The sequence below is a fragment of the Streptomyces sp. MUM 203J genome, from assembly GCF_022414595.1.
In the GTDB taxonomy this organism is placed as follows: Bacteria; Actinomycetota; Actinomycetes; order Streptomycetales; family Streptomycetaceae; genus Streptomyces.
The window spans coordinates 22,612-40,977 of sequence record NZ_JADWYO010000014.1 but is presented as its reverse complement, the minus strand read 5'-3'; the positions used below and the strand labels follow the sequence as shown (position 1 = coordinate 40,977).

Sequence of the window (18,366 nt, the reverse complement as noted above, 5' to 3'; positions counted from 1 at the left end):
CGTCACGCCGCCGCCCGGGCCCCGCCCAGCACGTCCAGCACCTCCCGGACCGCCGCGCGCCCCGCACGGTTCGCGCCCACGGTCGAGGCCGACGGCCCGTACCCCACCAACTGCACCCGCCCGTCCCGCACCGCCCGCGTCCCGTCCATCCGGATCCCGCCCCCCGGCTCCCGCAGCCGCAGCGGAGCCAGATGGTCCAGCGCCGCGCGGAACCCGGTGGCCCACAGGATCACATCGGCCTCCATCACCCGCCCCGAGTCCCACGCCACTCCGTCCGGCGTGATCCGGTCGAACACCGGCAGCCGGTCCAGCACCCCCCGCTCCCGCGCCTCCCGCAGCGCGCCGTCCAGCGGCAGTCCCGTCACGCTCACCACGCTCCGCGGCGGCAGCCCGCGCCGTACCCGCTCCTCCACCAGCGCCACCGCCGCCCGCCCCTCCGCCTCCCCGAACGGCCCCTCGCGCCACACCGGCTCCCGCCGCGTCACCCAGGTGGTCTCCTCGGCGACCTCCGCGATCTCCAGCAGGTGCTGAGTCCCGGACGCCCCGCCCCCGACCACGACCACCCGCAGCCCCGCGAACTCCTCCGGCCCCGCGTACTGCGCCGTGTGCAGCTGGCGCCCCCGGAACGTCTCCTGGCCCGGGTAGCGCGGCCAGAACGGGCGGTCCCAGGTCCCGGTCGCGTTGATCAGAGCCCGAGCCGAGTACACCCCCTCCGAGGTCTCGACCCGCAGCCGCCCGCCCTCACCCTCCCGCACCGCCGCCACATGCACCGGCCGGTGCACCCGCAGCCCGAAGGCCTCCTCGTACCGGGCGAAGTACCCGCCGACGACCTCTGCCGACGGCCGCCCGGCGTCCGCCCCGGACAGCTCCATGCCCGGCAGCGCGTGCATCCCGTGCACCCTGCCGTACGTCAGCGAGGGCCAGCGGAACTGCCAGGCGCCGCCCGCCCGGGGCGCGTGGTCCAGCACCACGAAGTCCCGGTCCGGCACGAGCGCCTCCCGCCGCAGGTGATACGCGGCGGACAGCCCGGCCTGCCCGGCCCCCACCACGGCCACATCGACATCCCGTCCCGGCGCGGAACCCGTCCCGAATTCGTTCACGCTTCTACCAACTCTGGAAGCGTCATGGATCTTCCCGGCCCGGGAACGGGCACCATGGAGACATGAGCGACGCCTTCACCACCCGTACGCTGCACATCACCACCGGCCGCCACGAGGTGGTCCACGACCTCACGGCCGCCGCCGAGTCCTTCCTCGACGAGGCCGCCGCGGGCCGGGACGGCCTGCTGAACGTCTTCGCCCCGCACGCCACCACCGGCATCGCGATCCTGGAGACAGGCTCCGGCAGCGACGACGACCTGCTCGCCACCCTCCACACCCTGCTCCCCGCCGACGACCGCTGGCAGCACCGCCACGGCACCCCCGGACACGGCCGCGACCACGTCCTCCCCGCCCTGGTCCCACCCCACGCCACCCTCCCCGTCGTCGCCGGCCGCCTGGCCCTCGGCACCTGGCAGTCCGTCTGCCTGGTCGACACCAACAAGGACAACCCCGACCGCCAGGTGCGGTTGAGCTTCCTGGGCTGATCGGACCGATCAAGATCGTCCTGGATGTGGCCGCCGATTCTCCTTGCGCTCCGGCGAAACGGGAGAAGGATGCGCGGTACGACCATGGACGGGATCGAGCGGCCGTACGACGGCTGCGGAAAGTGGCTGCTCGGAGTACGCCGGCTGCCGCGGGTCAAGGCCGCCACGACCTCGCCCGAGCGGCAGCGGGAGGGCGTGCCGACGGCTGCCGCCGCCGCTGGCGGGCGCGTCATCGACTGGGGCGGACGGCTGGGAGGTGTCCGGCGCCACCGACCCGATGACCCGTCCGAAGCTCGGCCCGTGGCTGCGCGACGAGCGGGGCACGTACGACGGGCTCGCCGCCGCGGCCGTCGACCGGCTCGGTCGCAACGTGGTCGGCTGTCTTAAGAGCGTCGACGTAGCCGAGCACGAACTCCCTTGCAGCCGCAACCCGTTCCATACGGCGTCATCTTCCCCTGAGCCCGTAGTTGGGGGGATGGTTCCATGGGCCTCTGGCGTTTCCGCGCGACGGAATTCTGAAACGATCAGTAAGCCTTGATCGGTGCGGCCGACCTGGCGGCCTGCTCGATCTTCGCGCAGTGGGCTGCACGGGCTTCCTCGTCGATCTGCTTCTCGTGTTCGGCGCGCAGCCCGGTCCGGCCGTCGATTCCCTCGCGCAGGATGTCGGCGTGCCCGGCATGCCGGATGGTCTCGCCGAGGGCATGGGTCATGACGGCGAACAGGTTCGTGTTGAGATAGGGCTCGGGCCACCACGGCACGTGGCCGGGGGCGTCGAGGGGGAGCTCGTTGATTGTCGCGTCCGAGTGTTCCCACGTGCGCTGGTAGAACCCGATGATCTGATCGCGGGTCTCGTCCTCGGTCGCCCATAGATCGCTGCCGTTGGAGTCCTGCCACCGGGGCAGCGGTTCCGGGGAAGGGCGGTCGAAGACCTCGCCGAAGTACCTGGCCTCGACGGTGGCCACGTGTTTGACGAGGCCGAGGAGGTTGGTCCCGGTCGCTGTCAAAGGTCGGCGGGCGTCGTATTCGGACAGGCCGTCGAGTTTCCAGAGCAGTGCCTTGCGGTCCCGCCGCAGTCTCCCGTGCAGGTTGCCTTTCGCGAATTCATCGATCATGCGGCATGAGCCTGCCATGGGCTGTTCGTGGTCTCAAGATCCCGTACGTGGTCCGCAACGGCTGGCAGAGCCGAGACCCGGCCATGGCCGTCGTCCTGACCTGCTACAAGGAACTCGCGAAACCTGCCACGTGAGACACCCTCCGAGTCGCTGCGCTGCTTCGGTCGGCAGCCAGGGATGGTCTCGCCAGTATGGCGAGGCGAACAGGCCGGTGAGAAAGACGGCTTCGGGGCAGATGTGTGTCCCTTCGGCGTGGAAGCCCAAGCAGAATCCCGCCTGTGCCCCGACCGGTTGGACCGGCTCGAAGGAGGCCATGGTCTCATGGTAGGCAGGCGAGAGCGGCTCGGACGACGGGAGACCATCCTCGAAGACCAGGTCCAGGGTGGTCTCGCGGGTGGTCTCCAGACGTGGGTGCGGCCTGGGTGCGCAGTCCTGTGACGCTTCGATGAGTCGACGTGGAGCGGGAGTTCACAGTGCCAGAGGTTTGGGTGCGCAGCGGAATGGACCCGGACGACCCTGAAGCGGTCGTGGTCGCTGTTGTCATGGATCCGAAGGGGTCACCGGAGGAACGCGCAGTCCTTGAGCTCGGTAACCGCGCGCACGAGATGGAGGACTGTTTCGGTCTCCTCCAGACGGACGGCTGGGCCGAGCGGCGACTGGACGGTGAGGTGCTGACCGTCGACATCGTAGCCTACCCGTTCGAGGGGCTGGAGATTGACGCAGGCGCGTACTTTGAACGCTCGCTCGTTGATCAAGAGGCGGTCCGGCTGCTACGGGTGAGCTCCCATGTCGCTCGGCCTCAGTACGAACGGGCACTCGACTTGACGGCCGTGGTGATGGCTCCGGCCGGCACGTCGGACAAGCAGATTGCGGCCGGCCTCCAGTCCGGGGAGCTATGGCCGCTGATCCTGGACACGCCGCCTCCGGCGGAGATCTGAGGCTTCTGAGCAGACGCCGTGGGCACACATGTCGGGCGAGCGGCTCGGCCGACACCACTGGAAGATCGAACGGTCGATCGCCTGGCTGTTCGGCTACCGCCGCCTCACCGTCCGATACGAGCGCAAGGGCTCGCGCCTCCTCGCCCTCGCAGCAGCCCTGCCCTGCTACCAGAAGCCGGCACAAGTCACCACGTGAGACATCCTCTCAGTCCCCAGGCACAGGAGCAGCATCGGTTCTGAGTCGTGCCGCGTTCGACCCGCCGGTCCGGAACGCGAAGCCGCCCGGGATGCCGACGGCGCCGTTCGGGAGCGGGAGGCAGCAGCGGGGACACCCGCTCCCACAGGTCGTCAGGAACAAGATCAGCACGCACCCGGACACCCTGTCGATCAAGATCGACAAGTGCGGGACCCGCAGCTCGACTCATTCTGAAACGATCAGTTGGCCAAGCTTCGAAATCATGCATCCCGAGCGCGGAGCGTCCCTCTCCCGGGACGCGGCAATCACTGGTCCGCGAAAGGGCCCTTCATTCCCTCACGCCAGAACAGGCAACGATTCCAGACCGCGGACCAGTCGGGTCCGTCGCCAGTCCAGCTGATCCGCCGGTACGGCAAGGCGGATTCCGGGAAATCGAGTCAGCACTGCTCGCAGAGCGATCTCCACCTCGGCCTTGGCAAGGGGAGCACCCACACAGCGGTGGAAGCCGTGACCGAAAACGAGGTGAGCAGCCGCGTCCCGGCCCAGGTCGAGCTGGTCCGGCTTCGGGAACCGCTTCGGGTCTCGATTGGCCGCCCCGAGAACTATCTGTACCGGGACGCCGGCTGGGAGGTCGGTCCCGCCGAGCGTGATGGCTTCCGTGGTGAACCGGAAGGTGGCCGTACTCACTGCGGAGTCGAAGCGGAGCAGTTCGTCCAGCGAGGCAGGGATCTCATCCGGATCCGCCCGAAGGCGATCCAGCTCGCCTGGGTGCTGGAACAGCGCCAGGAGGACGTTGCCCAAGGCATTGGTGGTGGTCTCGTGTCCGGCCACGAGCAGCAGCACAGCCAGGGAGACCAGTTCCTCCTCGCTCAGGTGGTCGTCTCCGTCACGAGCAGAGATGAGCCGGTCGAGAAGAGAGCTGCCTGGATCCCGGCGCTTGGCGGCGATGAGTCCTGTCATGTAGTCAGCCATCGAGTGAGAGGCCGAGTCGATGACGTCGGGCTCTCCCGCCGCGAAGAGCTGCGCGGACCAGCGCTGGACAGCAGACCGGTCGGCCGACGGGACTCCGAGCAGTTCACAGATCACGATGACGGGTAGCGGTACCGCTAGGCCGGCCACGAAGTCGAACGGTTCTCCGGCTGGCCACTGGTCCAGCAGCTCGTCGGTGAGCCGGCAGATGAACGGGCGCAGCTCCCCGACGGCCCCGGTGGTGAACGCCTTGGTCACCAGCTTGCGCAGCCGGGTGTGCTGGGGCGGGTCGCTGGCCAGCATGGTGTGGGCAACCGCAGGATGCAGACGGCGTCGTGACCCCTTGCCCGCGAAGAACGCAGCCGTGTCCTTCGAGAGCCGAGCGTCGCCGAGAGCTTCTCGGGCTTCCGCGTAGCCGGTGATCAGGTAGCTGGAACGCCCGCCGGAGCCGGCGGATACGGGCTGTACCGGGCTGGTGGACCGCATGGTCGCATAGGCCGGATAAGGATCCCGGAGGAAGTCGGCGTCCTGAGTCGGGTCGGTCATGACCTCAGGCTCCAACGGGTGCCGGTCGGCCGTCTACGACGACACGCCCGACACGGTCGGCGTAGGGCGTCCGCCACGAGGAGGAGCCACTCGGTGTCCGCACGCAGGTCCCCACGGGAGGCGGCCTCCGCCGATGGTGGGGCGGCATCGTCGGCGAGCCGCCCGGCCTTCAGGCCGACGAGCGCCGCCTCCACAACGGCCGCCTCGACTGCTGCGGCGCCTCGCTCCGTTCCGGCGTCGACGGTGATCTGTGCGGTTTCCTGCACCTTGAGGGACCGGTACGGCCGCAGAGCGAGAATGCCGTCACTGATCTCGATGCCCCCTCGCGGAGCAGGAAGTCCGAGTCGGCCGACACGTCCTCGATGGCTACGGACGAGGACGATGTGCGGCATGGACCACGTCCTGTACGGACCACTGTGGCCCGTTCCCTCGTACGGTTTCGGCCTCGTTTCCGTGGTCGCGCACAGTCCTCGTTCCCGGCGACGACGGAGGCTCCGGCGGGTGACAGTGCTGCTCCTGACCGCTGCGACGGCGTACACGGTACCGGAGCGGCCGCCATGTGGGGCGGGAGTTCTGCTGGCTCTCCTGATGCGATGGTCCACGCTTGGGGCGCCTCGGAAGGGCAAGAGATCGAGGTCGGCGCCCTCACCCGGCCTGGCGCATTTCAACCCCTTCCCGCGCGCATCAGCAGACCCCCGGCGGATCCGTTCCCCCTCGCACGGCTCGCGCAGCATCCGGCCGAACCCGGTGAGACCGGCTTCGCCGGCCGGCCCGGCCAAGCCGTCGATCGGCCATCGGCAGGCCGTCGTCACCTTGTGGTCGAACGCCGTGGTCGGCTCGCCTTCGGACTCGGAGAAGGCGATCGGGAGCGTTCCGTCGGGCGCGAGTACCCGACGGAACTCCGCGAAGTGCAGAGGCATGTCCTGCGGCGGGGCGTCAATGACCGAGTACCAGGACACGATTCCGTGCAGCCCGCCATCCCGCCAGATCCAGGGCGCCCATGGAACCGACCTCGAAGCGCAGGTCCGGGCAGGCCCCGGGGCGAGGCCGATCGTCACCGGCGGCAGGTCGATGCCGAAGAAGTCCAGCCCCGGATCCCGCAGACGCGCGGTGACCGGCCCCGGACCGCATCCAGCTCGGCGACCGGCCCGGCGCCGTCGGCTCGCACGGTCTCCGCGAACGCGGCGAGCACCGCGCGAGCCAGAGGGAGCGATTCGAGGTCATCGTAGGAGAGTTCGCATGGCGCACGGCGATGGCGTCGTAGGCATCGGCTGTCGCACGGCGACGCGAGGAAGGTCCAGTCACAAGCGGGGACGGCAGAACCTTCCTGTACGTCCCGTCAGACGGTACGGGCCGCCAGTTCCGCCCACACCACCTTGCCGCCGGGCGGGAACGCGGCGCTGCCCCAGTGGTCCGCGAGGGCGTCGACCAGGACGAGGCCGCGACCTCCCTCGCTGTTCCCGTCGGAGTCCTGCGCGTGCGACGGTGCTCGCTCGCCGCGAGCGTCGGTGACCTCGATGCGGAGCGTTCCGGCCGCCGCGTCGAGTGCGAGCCCGAGCCGGAAGCCCCGGCCCCGCACGCGCCCGTGCAGGACGGCATTCGCGGCCAGCTCTCCGACGATCTGTTCGGCGCGCCGCGCCGACTGCGGTGCGCAGCGCCATCCGTGAAGCTCCATCACGGTGACCAGCCGTGCCTGCCGTGCGCCGAGGTGGGTGGCGGGGAAGAGGCGGCTGTACGTGTGCGTGGCGGGAGGCGGCAGTGAAGTGACCGGGTTCATGGGTCCACCGTGGCGGCAGCGGCCGGGTCCGCGCGAGAGCCTCAGTCCGTACGCTGCGTCAGCGTACGGACACCCAGGGTGGACAGTACGTCCCGCGCCGCGCCAGGCTGGTCCCGGACAGTGCTCGGGTGCACGCGGAGGTGGCAGCGCATGACGGTGGTCGAGGGGGACGTCGGTGAAGGCGTGGGGAAGGAGGGGGAGGGGGCGCGGGAACCCGACCCGTCGGACAGCCTGCGGACGTTCGGCGCGTTCGTCCAGGCCCTGCGCGAGCATGCCGGGTTCAGCCGGGGCGAGTTCGGTGAACTCGTGCAGTTCTCCAAGCACACGGTCGAGTCCGTGGAGCGGGGCCGCCGCATGCCGGACAAGGACTTCGTGGAGCGGGCGGAGGCGGCGCTCGGGAACACCGGGGCGCTCCGGAAGTCCGCGAGGCACCTGACACGGGGTGAGTCGGGGCTGGCGACGTGGTTCCGCCAGTGGGCGCGGCTGGAGAAGGTGGCGGTGAGCCTGTGCACGTACGAGTGCAGGCTGGTGCCGGGCCTGTTGCAGTCGGAGAGCTACGCGCGGGCGGTGTTCGAGGGGACCGTTCCGGTGGCGCCGGACAGTCGGCTGCAGGACTACATGGCCAAGCGGATGGAACGGCAGCGGATGCTCTTCGAGCGGCCGACCACGCCCTTCAGCTTCATCGTCGAAGAGCACGTCCTCCGGCGCCGGTTCGGAGACGCCAACCAGATGCGGGAGCTGCTCGACCACGTGCTGGCACTGACCGCGCCGCGGAACGTGACGCTTCAGATCGTCCCGTGGGAGGCCGGGCTGCACGCCTGTCTGGACGGCCCCTTGCAGCTGCTGGAGACACCGAGGGGGCAGCGGCTCGCGTACTCCGAAGGGCAGCAGAACGGCCGCCTGATTTCGGACCTGAAAGAGGTGAGCCTGCTCCACCAGCGCTATGACACACTTCGCTCGCAGGCCCTCAACGCCAAGGACTCGCGGGGCCTGCTGGAGCGACTGCGAGGAGAACTATGAGCACCACGACGGAACTTGCCTGGTTCAAGTCCAGCTACAGCGGCAGCCAGGGTGACAGCTGCGTCGAGGTCGCCGTCACCGAACAGGCCGTCCACGTGCGGGACTCCAAGGACGTGGAGCTGCCCCACTTCGCCGTCAGGCGCGAGGGCTGGTCGCGGTTCATGTCGTTCGTGGCGCACGTCTGAGCGAAGCGCACACGCCGGGCGGTGGAGGCCTGTCGGCGGCCATCGCCCGGCGTTCACGGAGTTCCGCGGCGGGTGAGGCGTTTGACCTCGCGGATGACGGGGGTGGCCTCGACACTCTGGATGTCGGGCAGGGCGCCGATGCGGTGGTTGAGGTAGAGGTAGAGCTCGGTGGCGTCGCGGCAGATGACCGTGGCGACGAGGTTGGCGGGGCCGGTGGTGGCGGCGACCAGGTCGGTCTGCGGATGGCTGCTGAGGGTCTCGCCGACGGTCTGCATCGCCCCGGGGGAGACGCGGAGCCACAGCACGGCACGCTTGCGGTAGCCGACGCGGGCAGGCGGGAAGGCGACGGCGATGCGGACGGCTCCGGTGTCGCGGAGCCGGTCCAGGCGTCGGCGGACCGTGGTGCGGGGGAGCCCGGTGGCCGCTTCCAGCTCCGGCAGGGTGGCGCGCGCGTCGCGGGCGAGGGCGTCCAGCAACAGCCGGTCGGCGTGGTCGAGTTCCAAGCTCGGCCGGGCCGTGCTGAGAGCTGCCGGAGGCGGCGGCCCGGGGTCGGGGAGCGGGCGGCGGCTGTCGTGGGGCGGCAGCAGGGCGGCGTGCTGGCCGGGGGTCAGGGAGCCGAGCTTGGTGTACCAGCTCGGCGGGTCGCCGGCGAAGGTGTGCAGGAAGCAGTGGGCGTCCAGGGAGATGATGCGCGGCGTGCGGGGAAGGGCACGCAGCAGGATCTCCTCGTCCTCCTCCGCGCTGCCGGTGCTGAGCGAGCAGTGCAGTTCGGTGCCGCCTGAGGCGAGACTGACGTAACCGGTGTCCGGCCGGCGGGCGAGGGCGTCCGCGATGGCGGGCGCGGCGTCCGGGGCGCACCGCAGCCGCAGCAGCCAGCGGGTGCGGCCGAGGCGCTCGGGGTCGGGCTCACCGGCGAGTTGCAGGCCCGCGGCGCGCAGGCGGCGGTAGCGGCGGGCGACGGTGTGCTCGGAGACGCCGAGCACCGGGGCGATCCGGCGGAAACGGGCGCGCCCGTCGAGCTGGAGGGCGTGCAGCAGCTGCCGGTCGAGCTGATCCACGGTGCTGGTATCGGCCATCTGGTTCCTGGATGCTGACGGTATGTGCCGCTCTGCCGCGCCTGGTTGGGGCCTGCGGCCGTACGTGGTGATCGTAGAGGACAGTTCACACCGCGAAGGGACGGAAACGTCATGTCACAGCAGGTACGCGGGGTCATCGCGCCCGCGAAGGACGCCCCGGTCACGATCGCCACGGTCCTGGTGCCGGAGCCGGGGCCGGGCGAGGCCGTGGTGAAGGTGCAGGCGTGCGGTGTCTGCCATACGGATCTGCACTACCGGCAGGGCGGGATCAGCGACGCGTTCCCCTTCCTCCTCGGTCACGAGGCCTCGGGCGTCGTGGAGAGCGTGGGCGAAGGTGTCACCGACGTCGCGCCCGGCGACTTCGTCGTCCTCAACTGGCGTGCGGTGTGCGGGCAGTGCCGTGCCTGCCGCCGGGGCCGCCCGCAGTACTGCTTCGACACCCACAACGCGAAGCAGCAGATGACCCTGGCCGACGGCACCCCGCTCAGCCCGGCGCTGGGCATCGGCGCCTTCGCCGAGAAGACCCTGGTCGCCGCCGGGCAGTGCACCAAGGTCGACCCGGCCGCGTCCCCGGCCGCGGCCGGGCTGCTCGGCTGCGGGGTGATGGCCGGTATCGGCGCCGCCGTCAACACCGGCGGTGTCACCCGCGGCGACTCGGTGGCCGTCATCGGCTGCGGCGGTGTCGGGAACGCGGCTGTCGCCGGGTCCCGGCTGGCCGGAGCGGCACGGATCATCGCCGTCGACATCGACGACCGCAAGCTGGACCGGGCCCGCACGATGGGCGCCACCCATACCGTGAACTCCCGCACCGCCGACCCGGTGGAGGCCATCCGCGAGCTGACCGGCGGACACGGCGCGGACGTGGTCATCGACGCGGTCGGCCGCCCGGAGACGTACCGGCAGGCCTTCTACGCCCGCGACCTCGCGGGCACCGTCGTCCTCGTCGGCGTACCCACCCCCGACATGGAGCTGACCCTGCCGCTGCTCGACGTCTTCGGCCGCGGCGGCTCCCTGAAGTCCTCCTGGTACGGCGACTGCCTTCCCTCACGTGACTTCCCGATGCTGGTCGACCTCTACCGGCAGGGCAGGCTGGACCTGGACGCCTTCGTCTCCGAGACCATCTCGCTCGACGACGTCGAGACGGCCTTCGCACGGATGCGCTCCGGCGACGTGCTGCGCTCGGTGGTGATCCTGTGACGACCGCACGGATCGAACACCTCACCACCGCGGGGACGTTCTCGCTCGACGGCGGCACGTGGGACGTCGAGAACAACGTCTGGATCGTCGGGGACGACACCGAGGCGGTCGTCATCGACGCCGCGCACGACGCCGATTCCGTCGCCGCCGCGCTCGGCGACCGCCGCCTGCTGGCGATCGTGTGCACCCACGCGCACAACGACCACGTCGGCGCCGCCCCGGCCCTCGCACGCCGCACCGGCGCGCCGGTCCTCCTCCACCCCGACGACCTGCCGCTGTGGCGGATGACCCACCCCGACCGTGATCCGGACCGGCCCCTCACCGACGGGCAGACGCTGACCGTCGCGGGCGTGGACCTGACGGTGCTGCACACCCCCGGACACGCGCCCGGAGCAGTCTGCCTGCACGCACCCGGTCTCGGGGCCGTCTTCACCGGGGACACCCTCTTCTCCGGCGGCCCCGGCGCCACCGGCCGCTCCTTCTCCGACCACCCCACCATCATCGGCTCGATCCGCAGCCGGCTGCTGACGCTGCCCCCGGACACCGTCGTCCACACCGGCCACGGCCCGAGCACCACTATCGCGAAGGAGTCGCCCGGCCTGGCCGGGTGAGCCTCCCACGACGACCGGCCGACGGGGAGCGGGGTCCGGGCTCCGGCCGCGGGGGCCTCCGTGGCTCCTCGGCCCTCCTGCCGGGCCTTCCCGGCAGGAGGGCCGAGCCGGTCCCGGGGAGTCCCGAACTCGCCGGGATGGGGCGCTCGAACAAGGTCTCCAGGACGACGGTCGCCTGCGTACCGCCCACCCGGCCGATCGCGTACAGCCGCCGCAGCACGTCCCGGAGCTGTTCCGCCGTCGCCGTCCGGACTTCACGAGGACCATGGCGTTTGCCCGCGATGTCATGGGCCTCCTGGACCCCGGGGACGGCCACGAAGGCGTCGTGTGCGTCGCCGGTCCGGGCCGAAGAGCCGACCATCACGGACGCCCGGCAGGTCCGTCCCCAGCACGGCGGGGCGGGCGCCGACCGTCGTGCGCCGGACGACGCCCCGCTGCAACCTCTCGGACAGCGCACGGCGGATCCGGTGGGACAGGAGGGGCGGGCAGACTGCGGCGGCGTTCCGCCCACCGCACACGCGGCTCAGCGCGGCGGGAGCCCCGCGCCCCCGCTCGCGCGGGACGGACGCGAGGCCCGGCCGATGGACTGCACCAGCGGCAGCAGCCGGTAGGGCACCCGCTCCCGCAGGGCGACCTCGGTCCGTGTCCGCACCACCCCGGGCAGGCGGATGAGCTGCTGGATCACGTCTTCGAGATGCTCGTTGTCCCGCGCGACCACCCGGGTGAGCAGATCGCCGCCGCCGGTGATCGAGAACGCCTCCACGATCTCCGGCACGGCCGCCAGCGCGTCCCCCACCTCGTCCAGGTGCCCCTGCGTCACCTCCACGTGCACGAACGCCAGGACCGGGTGACCGAGCGACGCGGGGGAGAGGAACGGACCCGTCCCGGTGATCACGCCCTCCCGCTCCAGTCGGTCCAGCCGGGCCTGGAGCGTGCCCCGGGCGATCCCCAGGATCCGGGCGTACTCGCGCACACTCGTGCGGGGCTGCTGGATCAGCAGCCGCAGGATCCGGGTGTCCAGCTCGTCCACCGGCATCGCGTCCGCTGCCTCCTCCCACTGGCCGGAATCCGACATTCCGACATGCCGACTGTACCAACGGCGGCCGTGCGCGCCTCACGCGTGGGCCAGTGGCCGAACGGGGCCTGCGGCGGACCATCTGGTCCGTTGGCCAGGTGGTGGCCGACGCGGTGGCCACTCTCCTGGGCCAATGGCCCAGCGCTGCGGGTGCGAGTTGAGCCAACGCGCCACGTGGTGGTGTCATGGAGCGGTCGATGGCGCTGCGGATCCCGCGGCGCCTTTTTCATGCCACGGGTGCCTGCCGCCGATTCCGGCGGCAGGTCTCCGAGAACGCGCGAAGGGGCGGTAGTAGGTGCTCAAGAAGATGTTCGTGGCTCCTGACCCGGGTCTGCTGCGGCTGCGTGCCGCGACGCGGGCGGTCCTCGGCATCACCCTGGCGGTCGCACTGTGCGGGACGGCCGGTCACTCGCTCGTCGCGGCCGTCACCGGCGGTCTCGCCGCGCTGCTCGCGCTCTTCACGGTGACCGACCCGACCGTGCGCGGCCAGGCCGTCACCACCGCCCTGCTCCCCGTCGTCGGCCTGCCGGTGCTCGCCCTCGCCGCCGTCCTGCACGACCAGCCCCTCGCCCGCGACGCGGCCTTCCTCGCCATCGTCGGCGCCGGCGTGTACGCCCGCCGCTGGGGGCCGCGCGGCCACTCCCTCGGCGTGTTCGCCTTCATGTCGTACTTCGTGACGCAGTTCCTCGGCACCGTCCCCGCCCAGCTGCCCGAGCTGTACGCGGCCGTGACGGTCTCCCTGGTCGCCGCCGCGTTCGTGCGGTTCGGGGTCTGGTGCTACGAGCGGCGGCTGCCGCAGCCGCCCGCCCTCCCCGCCCCGGACAGCGGTACGGGCCTGCGCCGCGCCACCACCCGGCAGGCCGTCCAGGCGACGGCCGGCGCGGGTTTCGCGCTGCTCGTCGGGCAGCTGCTGTCCCAGGACCGCTGGTACTGGGCGGTCGGTGCCACCTGGTGGATCTTCGTGAACACCACCTCCCGGGGCGAGACCCTGGTCCGCGGCTTCCGGCGCTTCCTGGGCACGTTCATCGGCATCGGGGTGGGCGCGCTGGTCGCCGTACCGCTGCACGCGGCGCCCCTGCCGAGCGCCGCCATCATCGCGGTGTGCGTGTTCGGCATCTTCTACACCGCGCCCGTCTCGTACACCTGGATGATGCTCGCCGTCACGGTGATGGCCAGCCTGCTGTACGGGCTGCTGGGACTGCTCGACACCGGACTGCTGGCGCTGCGGCTGCTGGAGACCGGTGTCGGCATGCTGGGCGCGGTGCTGGCGGTGCTGTTCGTCCTGCCGATCACCACGGACGCGACGACGAACGGCTGGATCGCCCGAGCCCTGCGCAGTGTGCACGCCTCGGCCGCGTCGGCCGCCGCCCGGCTCGCGGGCGACGCGCAGGCGGACCCGACCCCGCACATCAAGGAGCTGGAGGCCGTGCTGGCCCGGGTGCGGATGTCCCTGGCCCCGCTGCTGCACCCGCTCAACCCGCGGCGCGTCCGCAAGCAGCGCGCCCTGCGGGTGATGGAGCTGCTCGACGACTGTGCGGCCGAGACGCGGGCGCTCGCGCTGGTCGCGGCGGACGCGGACGCCTCACACGACGCGCGGCTCGCCGTGGCCTGCTGGCGTGTGGAGGCCGCCGTGCGGGCCCTCACGGCGGCGCCTCCGACCAGGGCCGAGGCGGCCCCCGTGCCGTCCGGCGCGACCGGCGGCACGGAGGCGGACCACCCGGCGCTGCACCACCTGCACGCGCTGGAGCACGCGCTGACGGACCTGGCGGCCCCCCTCCAGCGGTCCGTGGACCTCCAGCCGCAGCCCTGAGTGTCGGCCGGGCACCTGACGGCGGCTCGGATGGTCTAGACCTGAAGTGCTAGCGTCGGCTCCCGTCGGTTCCACGGCCGAGGAGAGGGGCAGCGCGATGTCATCGCGTCAGGAGGGATCGGGAGCGGTACGGCGCAGGGGGGCCGCGCGCCGCGCCTTCATCGGGTCGTTCACCCACGCCGGGGGAGCGGGGATCACCGCCGCCTCCGTCGAACCGGGCACCGGCGCGCTCACCGTCACGGGCGCCACCGACGCGGTCCCCGACCCGTCGTTCCTCACGCTCGGCCCGGGCGGGTCCGTGCTGTACGCGGTGTCCGAGACGGAGAACGGCGCCGTGGCAGCGCTCGACGTCGCCTCCGGCCCGGCGCCCCGCTTGCTGGCCGCCCCCGTGCCCACGGGCGGCTCCGCCCCGACCCACCTCGCCTACCTGGCGGGACACGTGCTGGCCGCCCACTACGGCTCCGGAAGCGTCGCCGCCCTGCCGGTGCACCCGGGAGGCACGCTGGGCCGGGTCACCGGCGAGCTGCGCCACGAGGGGCGCGGACCGGATCCCGAACGGCAGGCGGGCCCGCACGCCCACCAGGTCGTGCCCGCGCCCGGGGGGCGGCTGGTGCTGGCGGTGGACCTCGGCACCGACTCCGTGCACGTCAGCGCGCTCGACGCGGCGACGGGGGCGCTCACGCCGCGCGAGGTGACCCCGTTGCGGCCCGGGAGCGGGCCGCGCCATCTGGCCTTCCACCCGGCGGGCAGCCATGTGTACGTCCTCGGCGAGCTGGAGCCGACGCTGGCCGTGTGCCGCTGGCAGGCCCGTACCGGCACGCTCGTCCCGGTGGGGGAGGTGTCCCTGCGGCCGGAGGGAGGCCCGGCCGCCGGGAAGGGGCCCGCCTACCCGTCGGCGCTGGCCGTCGCCCCCGACGGCCGGCACGTCTGGGCGGCCGTGCGGGGCGAGGACATCATCGCGGTGCTGGCCCTGGACGAGGGCGGCGAGCGGCTGACGCCCGTCGCTCATGTGCCCTGCGGAGGGCGCTGGCCCCGCGATCTGACCCTCGACCCGGGGGGCCGCCGCCTGTACGTGGCCAACGAGCGCTCCGGTGACGTCACCTGGTTCGACCTCGACCCGGACAGTGGGGTGCCCACCCCCGCCGGCTCCCTCGCGGTGCCCGCCGCGACCTGCGTCGTCCTGGCCTGAACGCGAAAGGGCCCGTACGTCTGAACGCGAAAGGGCCCGCACGGCGGCGAACCGTGCGGGCCCCGCGAAGTCGGGGGGCGGCGTCTCAGCGGGCGGGCGTCGCCGCCTGCTGAGACGTGATCCCCAGCAGCGTCATGTACTGCGACAGCACCAGCTTGCCGACCGCCGGGTACGCGCCGAGCGCCTCGGCCACCGGGCAGTCCGCAGCCTTCGCCGCGTCGTCCAGCAGCCCGTCGGCCACCTCCGGGCCCACCACGTACGGCGCCAGTGCCAGCTGCACCGAGCCGGAGGAACGCAGCTGGTCCGTCACGGCCGCCACCGAGCCCTCCTGGTCCAGTGCGGCGGCCATCACCGGCACCGCCAGCCGCGCGGCCAGCAGCATGCCGGTGATACCGGCGGCCTGCACGGCCTCTTCGCCGCCGACCGTGGCCAGCACGATGCCGTCGGCCGCCGTCGCGACGGTGAACAGCCGGGCCCGGTCCGCGCGGGCCAGGCCCGCCTCCGACAGCCGTACGTGCAGCGCCTCGGCCAGCAGCGGGTGCGGGCCCAGCACATCGGTCAGCTCGGCGGGCACGCCGCTGTCGGCCACCGCCTGCCGTATCCGGCCCATCACCTGGACGTCCGGGCCGGCCAGCAGCGGGACCACCACGGCGGCCGGGCCCTCGGGCGCGGACACCTCCCGGCCGGCGGCCTGGGCCAGCTCGTACCGCTCGACGCGCAGACCCTGGGCCGCCTTCAGCACGCCCTGCAGCGAGGGGTGCTCGGCGTCGTCCCCGTCCAGGAAGGCCACGGCGGCCTCCAGTCCGGGCAGCTCGGAGCGCGCGATGCTCACCAGCTCGTCCGCGAGGCTGCGCACCTCGGCGGAGGGCTCACCGGGGACGGCGAGGACGAGTGCGGGCGCGCCCTCGGGCGCCGCCAGGGGTTCGGGGCGACGGTGCCGCCCGGACTGGCGGGGTCGCGGCATTCGTACAGGCAGGCCGTTGTCGGGCCCAGTGGGGGAGCTCATGGCGCCGCATGCTACTGGTTTTGCCTGCGCGGAAGCTCGGGAGGGTGCGGTCCGGTGGCCTATACCCGGGTTTGTCCTTTCCTTTGCCTTGCCCTTGCCGGGCCTGTCGGCGGTACCCCGCTCGCAGCGCGCGGGGGAGTGCGGGGACCAGGGGCTAAGCCGCGGTACCTGAGGCCCGTGCCGCGGGTACCGTCGCGGCCGTGCCGCGTACCGGCACAGACGGAAGGGGAGGGGCGGGGGAGCCGTGGGCAGTCGCGGTGACGCCTCACCCTCCGTAGACGTCCAGCAGCCCCCGCTCAGCCGGCAGCCGCAGCCCGCCCCGCGCCACCGCCGCCGCGAGCCGCAGCGCCCCGGCCAGCGGGTTGCGGGCCGCCGGCACCACCCGGACCCCGGGCAGCGCCCCGGCCACCGCCTCCCGCACGGGAGCGAGCAGCACCTCTCCCGCCCGGAACAGGCCACCGGCCAGCGCCAGCACCTCGCCGCCCGGCGGGTGCACCGCCGCGGCCGACCCCGCGAGATGCCGCGCCGCCTCCGCGAGGATCCCCGCCGCCACCGGGTCACCGGACGCGCACCCCGCCACCTCGGGCGCGAACGAGGCCAGCACGGCCGGCCGGTCGGGCCTCGGGTACACCCGGCCCGGCAGTCCCCCCACCGGCCCGAAGACCGCCTCGGCCCGCCGCAGCAGCGCGCGCGACCCGTCCGGCCGCCCGTCATGGGCCCGCAGTGCCGCCTCCAGCCCCGCCCGCCCGATCCACGCACCGCCTCCGCAGTCGCCCAGCAGATGCCCCCACCCGTCCGCCCTCCGCCAGCCGGACAGGTCCGTGCCCAGAGCCACCACCCCGGTCCCCGCGGCCACGACCGCCCCCGCCCGCTGCCCCAGGGCACCCGCGTACGCGGTGACGGCGTCGGCCGCCAGCACCACCCGCCTCACCCCCAACGAGCGGCGCAGCGCCCCCGGCAGCGCGGCCCGCAGCCCGTCGCCCAGTGACGCCATCCCCGCCGCCCCCACCGCGACCGCCGCCAGGGGCGGGCCCGCCCCGCCGCCCGCCTCCGCCAGCAGCTCCCGCGCCACCGGCAGCACCCGCGCCAGCATCGCGTCCGCGTCGATTCCGCCGGGCCCGCTCGGCACGGGCCCGGCGAACGCCCGTGCCGCCACGGTCCCGGCACCGGCCTCATCGCCCTCGCCGGTGATCCGGCCCAGCGCGACCCGCAGCCCCGACCCGCCCGAATCCACCCCCAGCACCCGTTCGCACGACGCCATACCGCTCACCCTCTCCCGGCCCCGTTCCGCGTCCCCAACTGCCCACACTCCGGCGGCCGGGCGATTGGGGCGTGTGCCCGTTGCGCCGGTAGAGTGACGCTTCGTGGCAGCACTACCCTTGGATCAACTGGTCGAGCCCGGCTGGGCGGAGGCGCTGCGCCCCGTGGCGGGGCGCGTCGCCGCGATGGGCGACTTCCTCCGCGCGGAGATCGCGGCCGGCCGTACCTACCTCCCCGCCGGACCGGACGTCCTGCGCGCCTTCCAGCAGCCCTTCGACGAAGTGCGGGTCCTGATCGTGGGTCAGGACCCGTATCCCACGCCGGGGCACCCCGTCGGGCTCAGCTTCGCGGTCGCGCCCGACGTCCAGCGGCTGCCGGGCAGCCTGGAGAACATCTTCCGCGAGCTGCACACCGACCTGCAGCTTCCGCGCCCCTCCAACGGCGACCTGACACCCTGGACCCGTCAGGGCGTCCTGCTGCTGAACAGGGTGCTGACCACCGCCCCCCGCAAGCCCGGCGCGCACCGCGGCAAGGGCTGGGAGGAGGTCACCGAGCAGGCCATCAAGGCGCTGGCCGCGCGCGGCAAGCCGTTGGTCGCCATCCTGTGGGGGCGGGACGCCCGCAACCTGCGGCCGTTCCTGGACGCCTACCCGGCCATCGAGTCGGCGCACCCGTCCCCGATGTCGGCCGACCGCGGTTTCTTCGGCTCCCGGCCGTTCAGCCGCACCAACGACCTGCTGATCGGCCAGGGCGCGCAGCCGGTCGACTGGCGGCTGCCGTAAGCGGCCGGGGCCCGCGGCGAGGAGCCGAAGGA

Annotated in this window: 20 protein-coding genes and 2 pseudogenes; 11 read left to right on the top strand and 11 right to left on the bottom strand. The window is 72.8% G+C overall.

The features are described 5' to 3' along the window. Nucleotides 1-2: 2 nt before the first annotated feature. A complete protein-coding gene (locus I3F58_RS10620; protein ID WP_240108058.1) occupies nt 3-1,100 on the bottom strand; it encodes an NAD(P)-binding domain-containing protein in 1,098 nt (365 codons plus the stop codon). 62 nt (nt 1,101-1,162) lie between these two features. Here I3F58_RS10620 and I3F58_RS10615 point away from each other — a divergent pair, with 62 nt between their 5' ends. Then, on the top strand, nt 1,163-1,585 hold the full coding sequence (locus I3F58_RS10615) for a secondary thiamine-phosphate synthase enzyme YjbQ (RefSeq protein WP_240108057.1): 423 nt from the start codon (nt 1,163-1,165) through the stop codon (nt 1,583-1,585). A gap of 524 nt (nt 1,586-2,109) precedes the next feature. Here the strand turns inward: I3F58_RS10615 and I3F58_RS10610 are convergent. Then, nucleotides 2,110-2,697 carry a DinB family protein gene (locus I3F58_RS10610; protein ID WP_240108056.1) on the bottom strand — a complete coding sequence of 196 codons (588 nt, stop codon included), beginning with the start codon at nt 2,695-2,697 and terminating at the stop codon, nt 2,110-2,112. Nucleotides 2,698-2,702: 5 nt separating this feature from the next. Here I3F58_RS10610 and I3F58_RS29340 point away from each other — a divergent pair, with 5 nt between their 5' ends. From I3F58_RS29340 to I3F58_RS10600, 3 genes are all read left to right on the top strand, one after another. Beyond that, complete coding sequence (locus I3F58_RS29340) at nt 2,703-2,831, top strand: hypothetical protein (protein ID WP_275678384.1); 129 nt, start codon at nt 2,703-2,705, stop codon at nt 2,829-2,831. A gap of 321 nt (nt 2,832-3,152) precedes the next feature. Continuing rightward, nucleotides 3,153-3,635, top strand: coding sequence for a hypothetical protein (locus I3F58_RS10605; RefSeq protein ID WP_240108055.1), 483 nt, complete (start codon nt 3,153-3,155; stop codon nt 3,633-3,635). Between the two features lie 28 nt (nt 3,636-3,663). After that, a complete protein-coding gene (locus I3F58_RS10600) occupies nt 3,664-3,831 on the top strand; it encodes a hypothetical protein (protein WP_240108054.1) in 168 nt (55 codons plus the stop codon). A gap of 16 nt (nt 3,832-3,847) precedes the next feature. Here the strand turns inward: I3F58_RS10600 and I3F58_RS29775 are convergent. The 5 genes and pseudogenes from I3F58_RS29775 to I3F58_RS10585 all read right to left on the bottom strand — a co-directional run. After that, nucleotides 3,848-4,060, bottom strand: a pseudogene (locus I3F58_RS29775) (hypothetical protein); the annotation flags it as partial. Nucleotides 4,061-4,167: 107 nt separating this feature from the next. After that, complete coding sequence (locus tag I3F58_RS10595; protein WP_240108053.1) at nt 4,168-5,346, bottom strand: cytochrome P450; 1,179 nt, start codon at nt 5,344-5,346, stop codon at nt 4,168-4,170. Next, complete coding sequence (locus I3F58_RS29770; RefSeq protein ID WP_374207945.1) at nt 5,343-5,738, bottom strand: DUF6545 domain-containing protein; 396 nt, start codon at nt 5,736-5,738, stop codon at nt 5,343-5,345. The genes I3F58_RS10595 and I3F58_RS29770 overlap by 4 nt, the downstream gene beginning before the upstream one ends. Nucleotides 5,739-6,010: 272 nt before the next feature. After that, a pseudogene (locus I3F58_RS10590) lies at nt 6,011-6,651 on the bottom strand (methyltransferase domain-containing protein). A 34-nt stretch (nt 6,652-6,685) separates the two neighbouring features. Next, nucleotides 6,686-7,123: an ATP-binding protein gene (locus I3F58_RS10585; protein ID WP_240108052.1), complete on the bottom strand. Its 438-nt coding sequence runs from the start codon at nt 7,121-7,123 to the stop codon at nt 6,686-6,688. Between the two features lie 150 nt (nt 7,124-7,273). Between I3F58_RS10585 and I3F58_RS10580 the strand changes: the two genes are divergently transcribed. Further along, a complete protein-coding gene (locus tag I3F58_RS10580; protein WP_240108051.1) occupies nt 7,274-8,143 on the top strand; it encodes a helix-turn-helix transcriptional regulator in 870 nt (289 codons plus the stop codon). Continuing rightward, nucleotides 8,140-8,328, top strand: coding sequence for a DUF397 domain-containing protein (locus I3F58_RS10575; RefSeq protein ID WP_240108050.1), 189 nt, complete (start codon nt 8,140-8,142; stop codon nt 8,326-8,328). Before I3F58_RS10580 ends, I3F58_RS10575 begins: the two co-directional genes overlap by 4 nt. Before the next feature lie 53 nt (nt 8,329-8,381). On the opposite strand, the gene I3F58_RS10570 is transcribed toward I3F58_RS10575, so the two are convergent. Then, nucleotides 8,382-9,404, bottom strand: a complete 1,023-nt coding sequence (locus I3F58_RS10570) for an AsnC family transcriptional regulator (RefSeq protein WP_240108049.1) — start codon at nt 9,402-9,404, stop codon at nt 8,382-8,384. A 111-nt stretch (nt 9,405-9,515) separates the two neighbouring features. Between I3F58_RS10570 and I3F58_RS10565 the strand changes: the two genes are divergently transcribed. Both I3F58_RS10565 and I3F58_RS10560 read left to right on the top strand, forming a co-directional pair. Beyond that, the gene (locus I3F58_RS10565) at nt 9,516-10,601 is read left to right on the top strand and encodes an S-(hydroxymethyl)mycothiol dehydrogenase (RefSeq protein ID WP_240108048.1); all 1,086 of its coding nucleotides are present in this window, start codon (nt 9,516-9,518) and stop codon (nt 10,599-10,601) included. Continuing rightward, a complete protein-coding gene (locus tag I3F58_RS10560) occupies nt 10,598-11,212 on the top strand; it encodes an MBL fold metallo-hydrolase (RefSeq protein WP_240108047.1) in 615 nt (204 codons plus the stop codon). The genes I3F58_RS10565 and I3F58_RS10560 overlap by 4 nt, the downstream gene beginning before the upstream one ends. Nucleotides 11,213-11,735: 523 nt before the next feature. Here the strand turns inward: I3F58_RS10560 and I3F58_RS10555 are convergent. Beyond that, nucleotides 11,736-12,248, bottom strand: a complete 513-nt coding sequence (locus tag I3F58_RS10555; protein WP_240108116.1) for an Lrp/AsnC family transcriptional regulator — start codon at nt 12,246-12,248, stop codon at nt 11,736-11,738. Between the two features lie 334 nt (nt 12,249-12,582). Here I3F58_RS10555 and I3F58_RS10550 point away from each other — a divergent pair, with 334 nt between their 5' ends. Together I3F58_RS10550 and I3F58_RS10545 are read left to right on the top strand one after the other, a co-directional pair. Then, on the top strand, nt 12,583-14,097 hold the full coding sequence (locus tag I3F58_RS10550; RefSeq protein ID WP_240108046.1) for an FUSC family protein: 1,515 nt from the start codon (nt 12,583-12,585) through the stop codon (nt 14,095-14,097). 97 nt (nt 14,098-14,194) lie between these two features. Then, nucleotides 14,195-15,286 carry a lactonase family protein gene (locus I3F58_RS10545; protein ID WP_240108045.1) on the top strand — a complete coding sequence of 364 codons (1,092 nt, stop codon included), beginning with the start codon at nt 14,195-14,197 and terminating at the stop codon, nt 15,284-15,286. Nucleotides 15,287-15,371: 85 nt separating this feature from the next. On the opposite strand, the gene I3F58_RS10540 is transcribed toward I3F58_RS10545, so the two are convergent. Both I3F58_RS10540 and I3F58_RS10535 read right to left on the bottom strand, forming a co-directional pair. Continuing rightward, nucleotides 15,372-16,292 (bottom strand): sirohydrochlorin chelatase, encoded by a 921-nt coding sequence (locus I3F58_RS10540; RefSeq protein WP_240108044.1) that lies wholly within the window; start codon nt 16,290-16,292, stop codon nt 15,372-15,374. A gap of 265 nt (nt 16,293-16,557) precedes the next feature. Then, nucleotides 16,558-17,553, bottom strand: a complete 996-nt coding sequence (locus I3F58_RS10535; RefSeq protein ID WP_240108043.1) for an N-acetylglucosamine kinase — start codon at nt 17,551-17,553, stop codon at nt 16,558-16,560. Nucleotides 17,554-17,656: 103 nt separating this feature from the next. Here I3F58_RS10535 and I3F58_RS10530 point away from each other — a divergent pair, with 103 nt between their 5' ends. After that, nucleotides 17,657-18,334 (top strand): uracil-DNA glycosylase, encoded by a 678-nt coding sequence (locus tag I3F58_RS10530; protein WP_240108042.1) that lies wholly within the window; start codon nt 17,657-17,659, stop codon nt 18,332-18,334. The last annotated feature ends 32 nt before the right edge of the window (nt 18,335-18,366 follow it).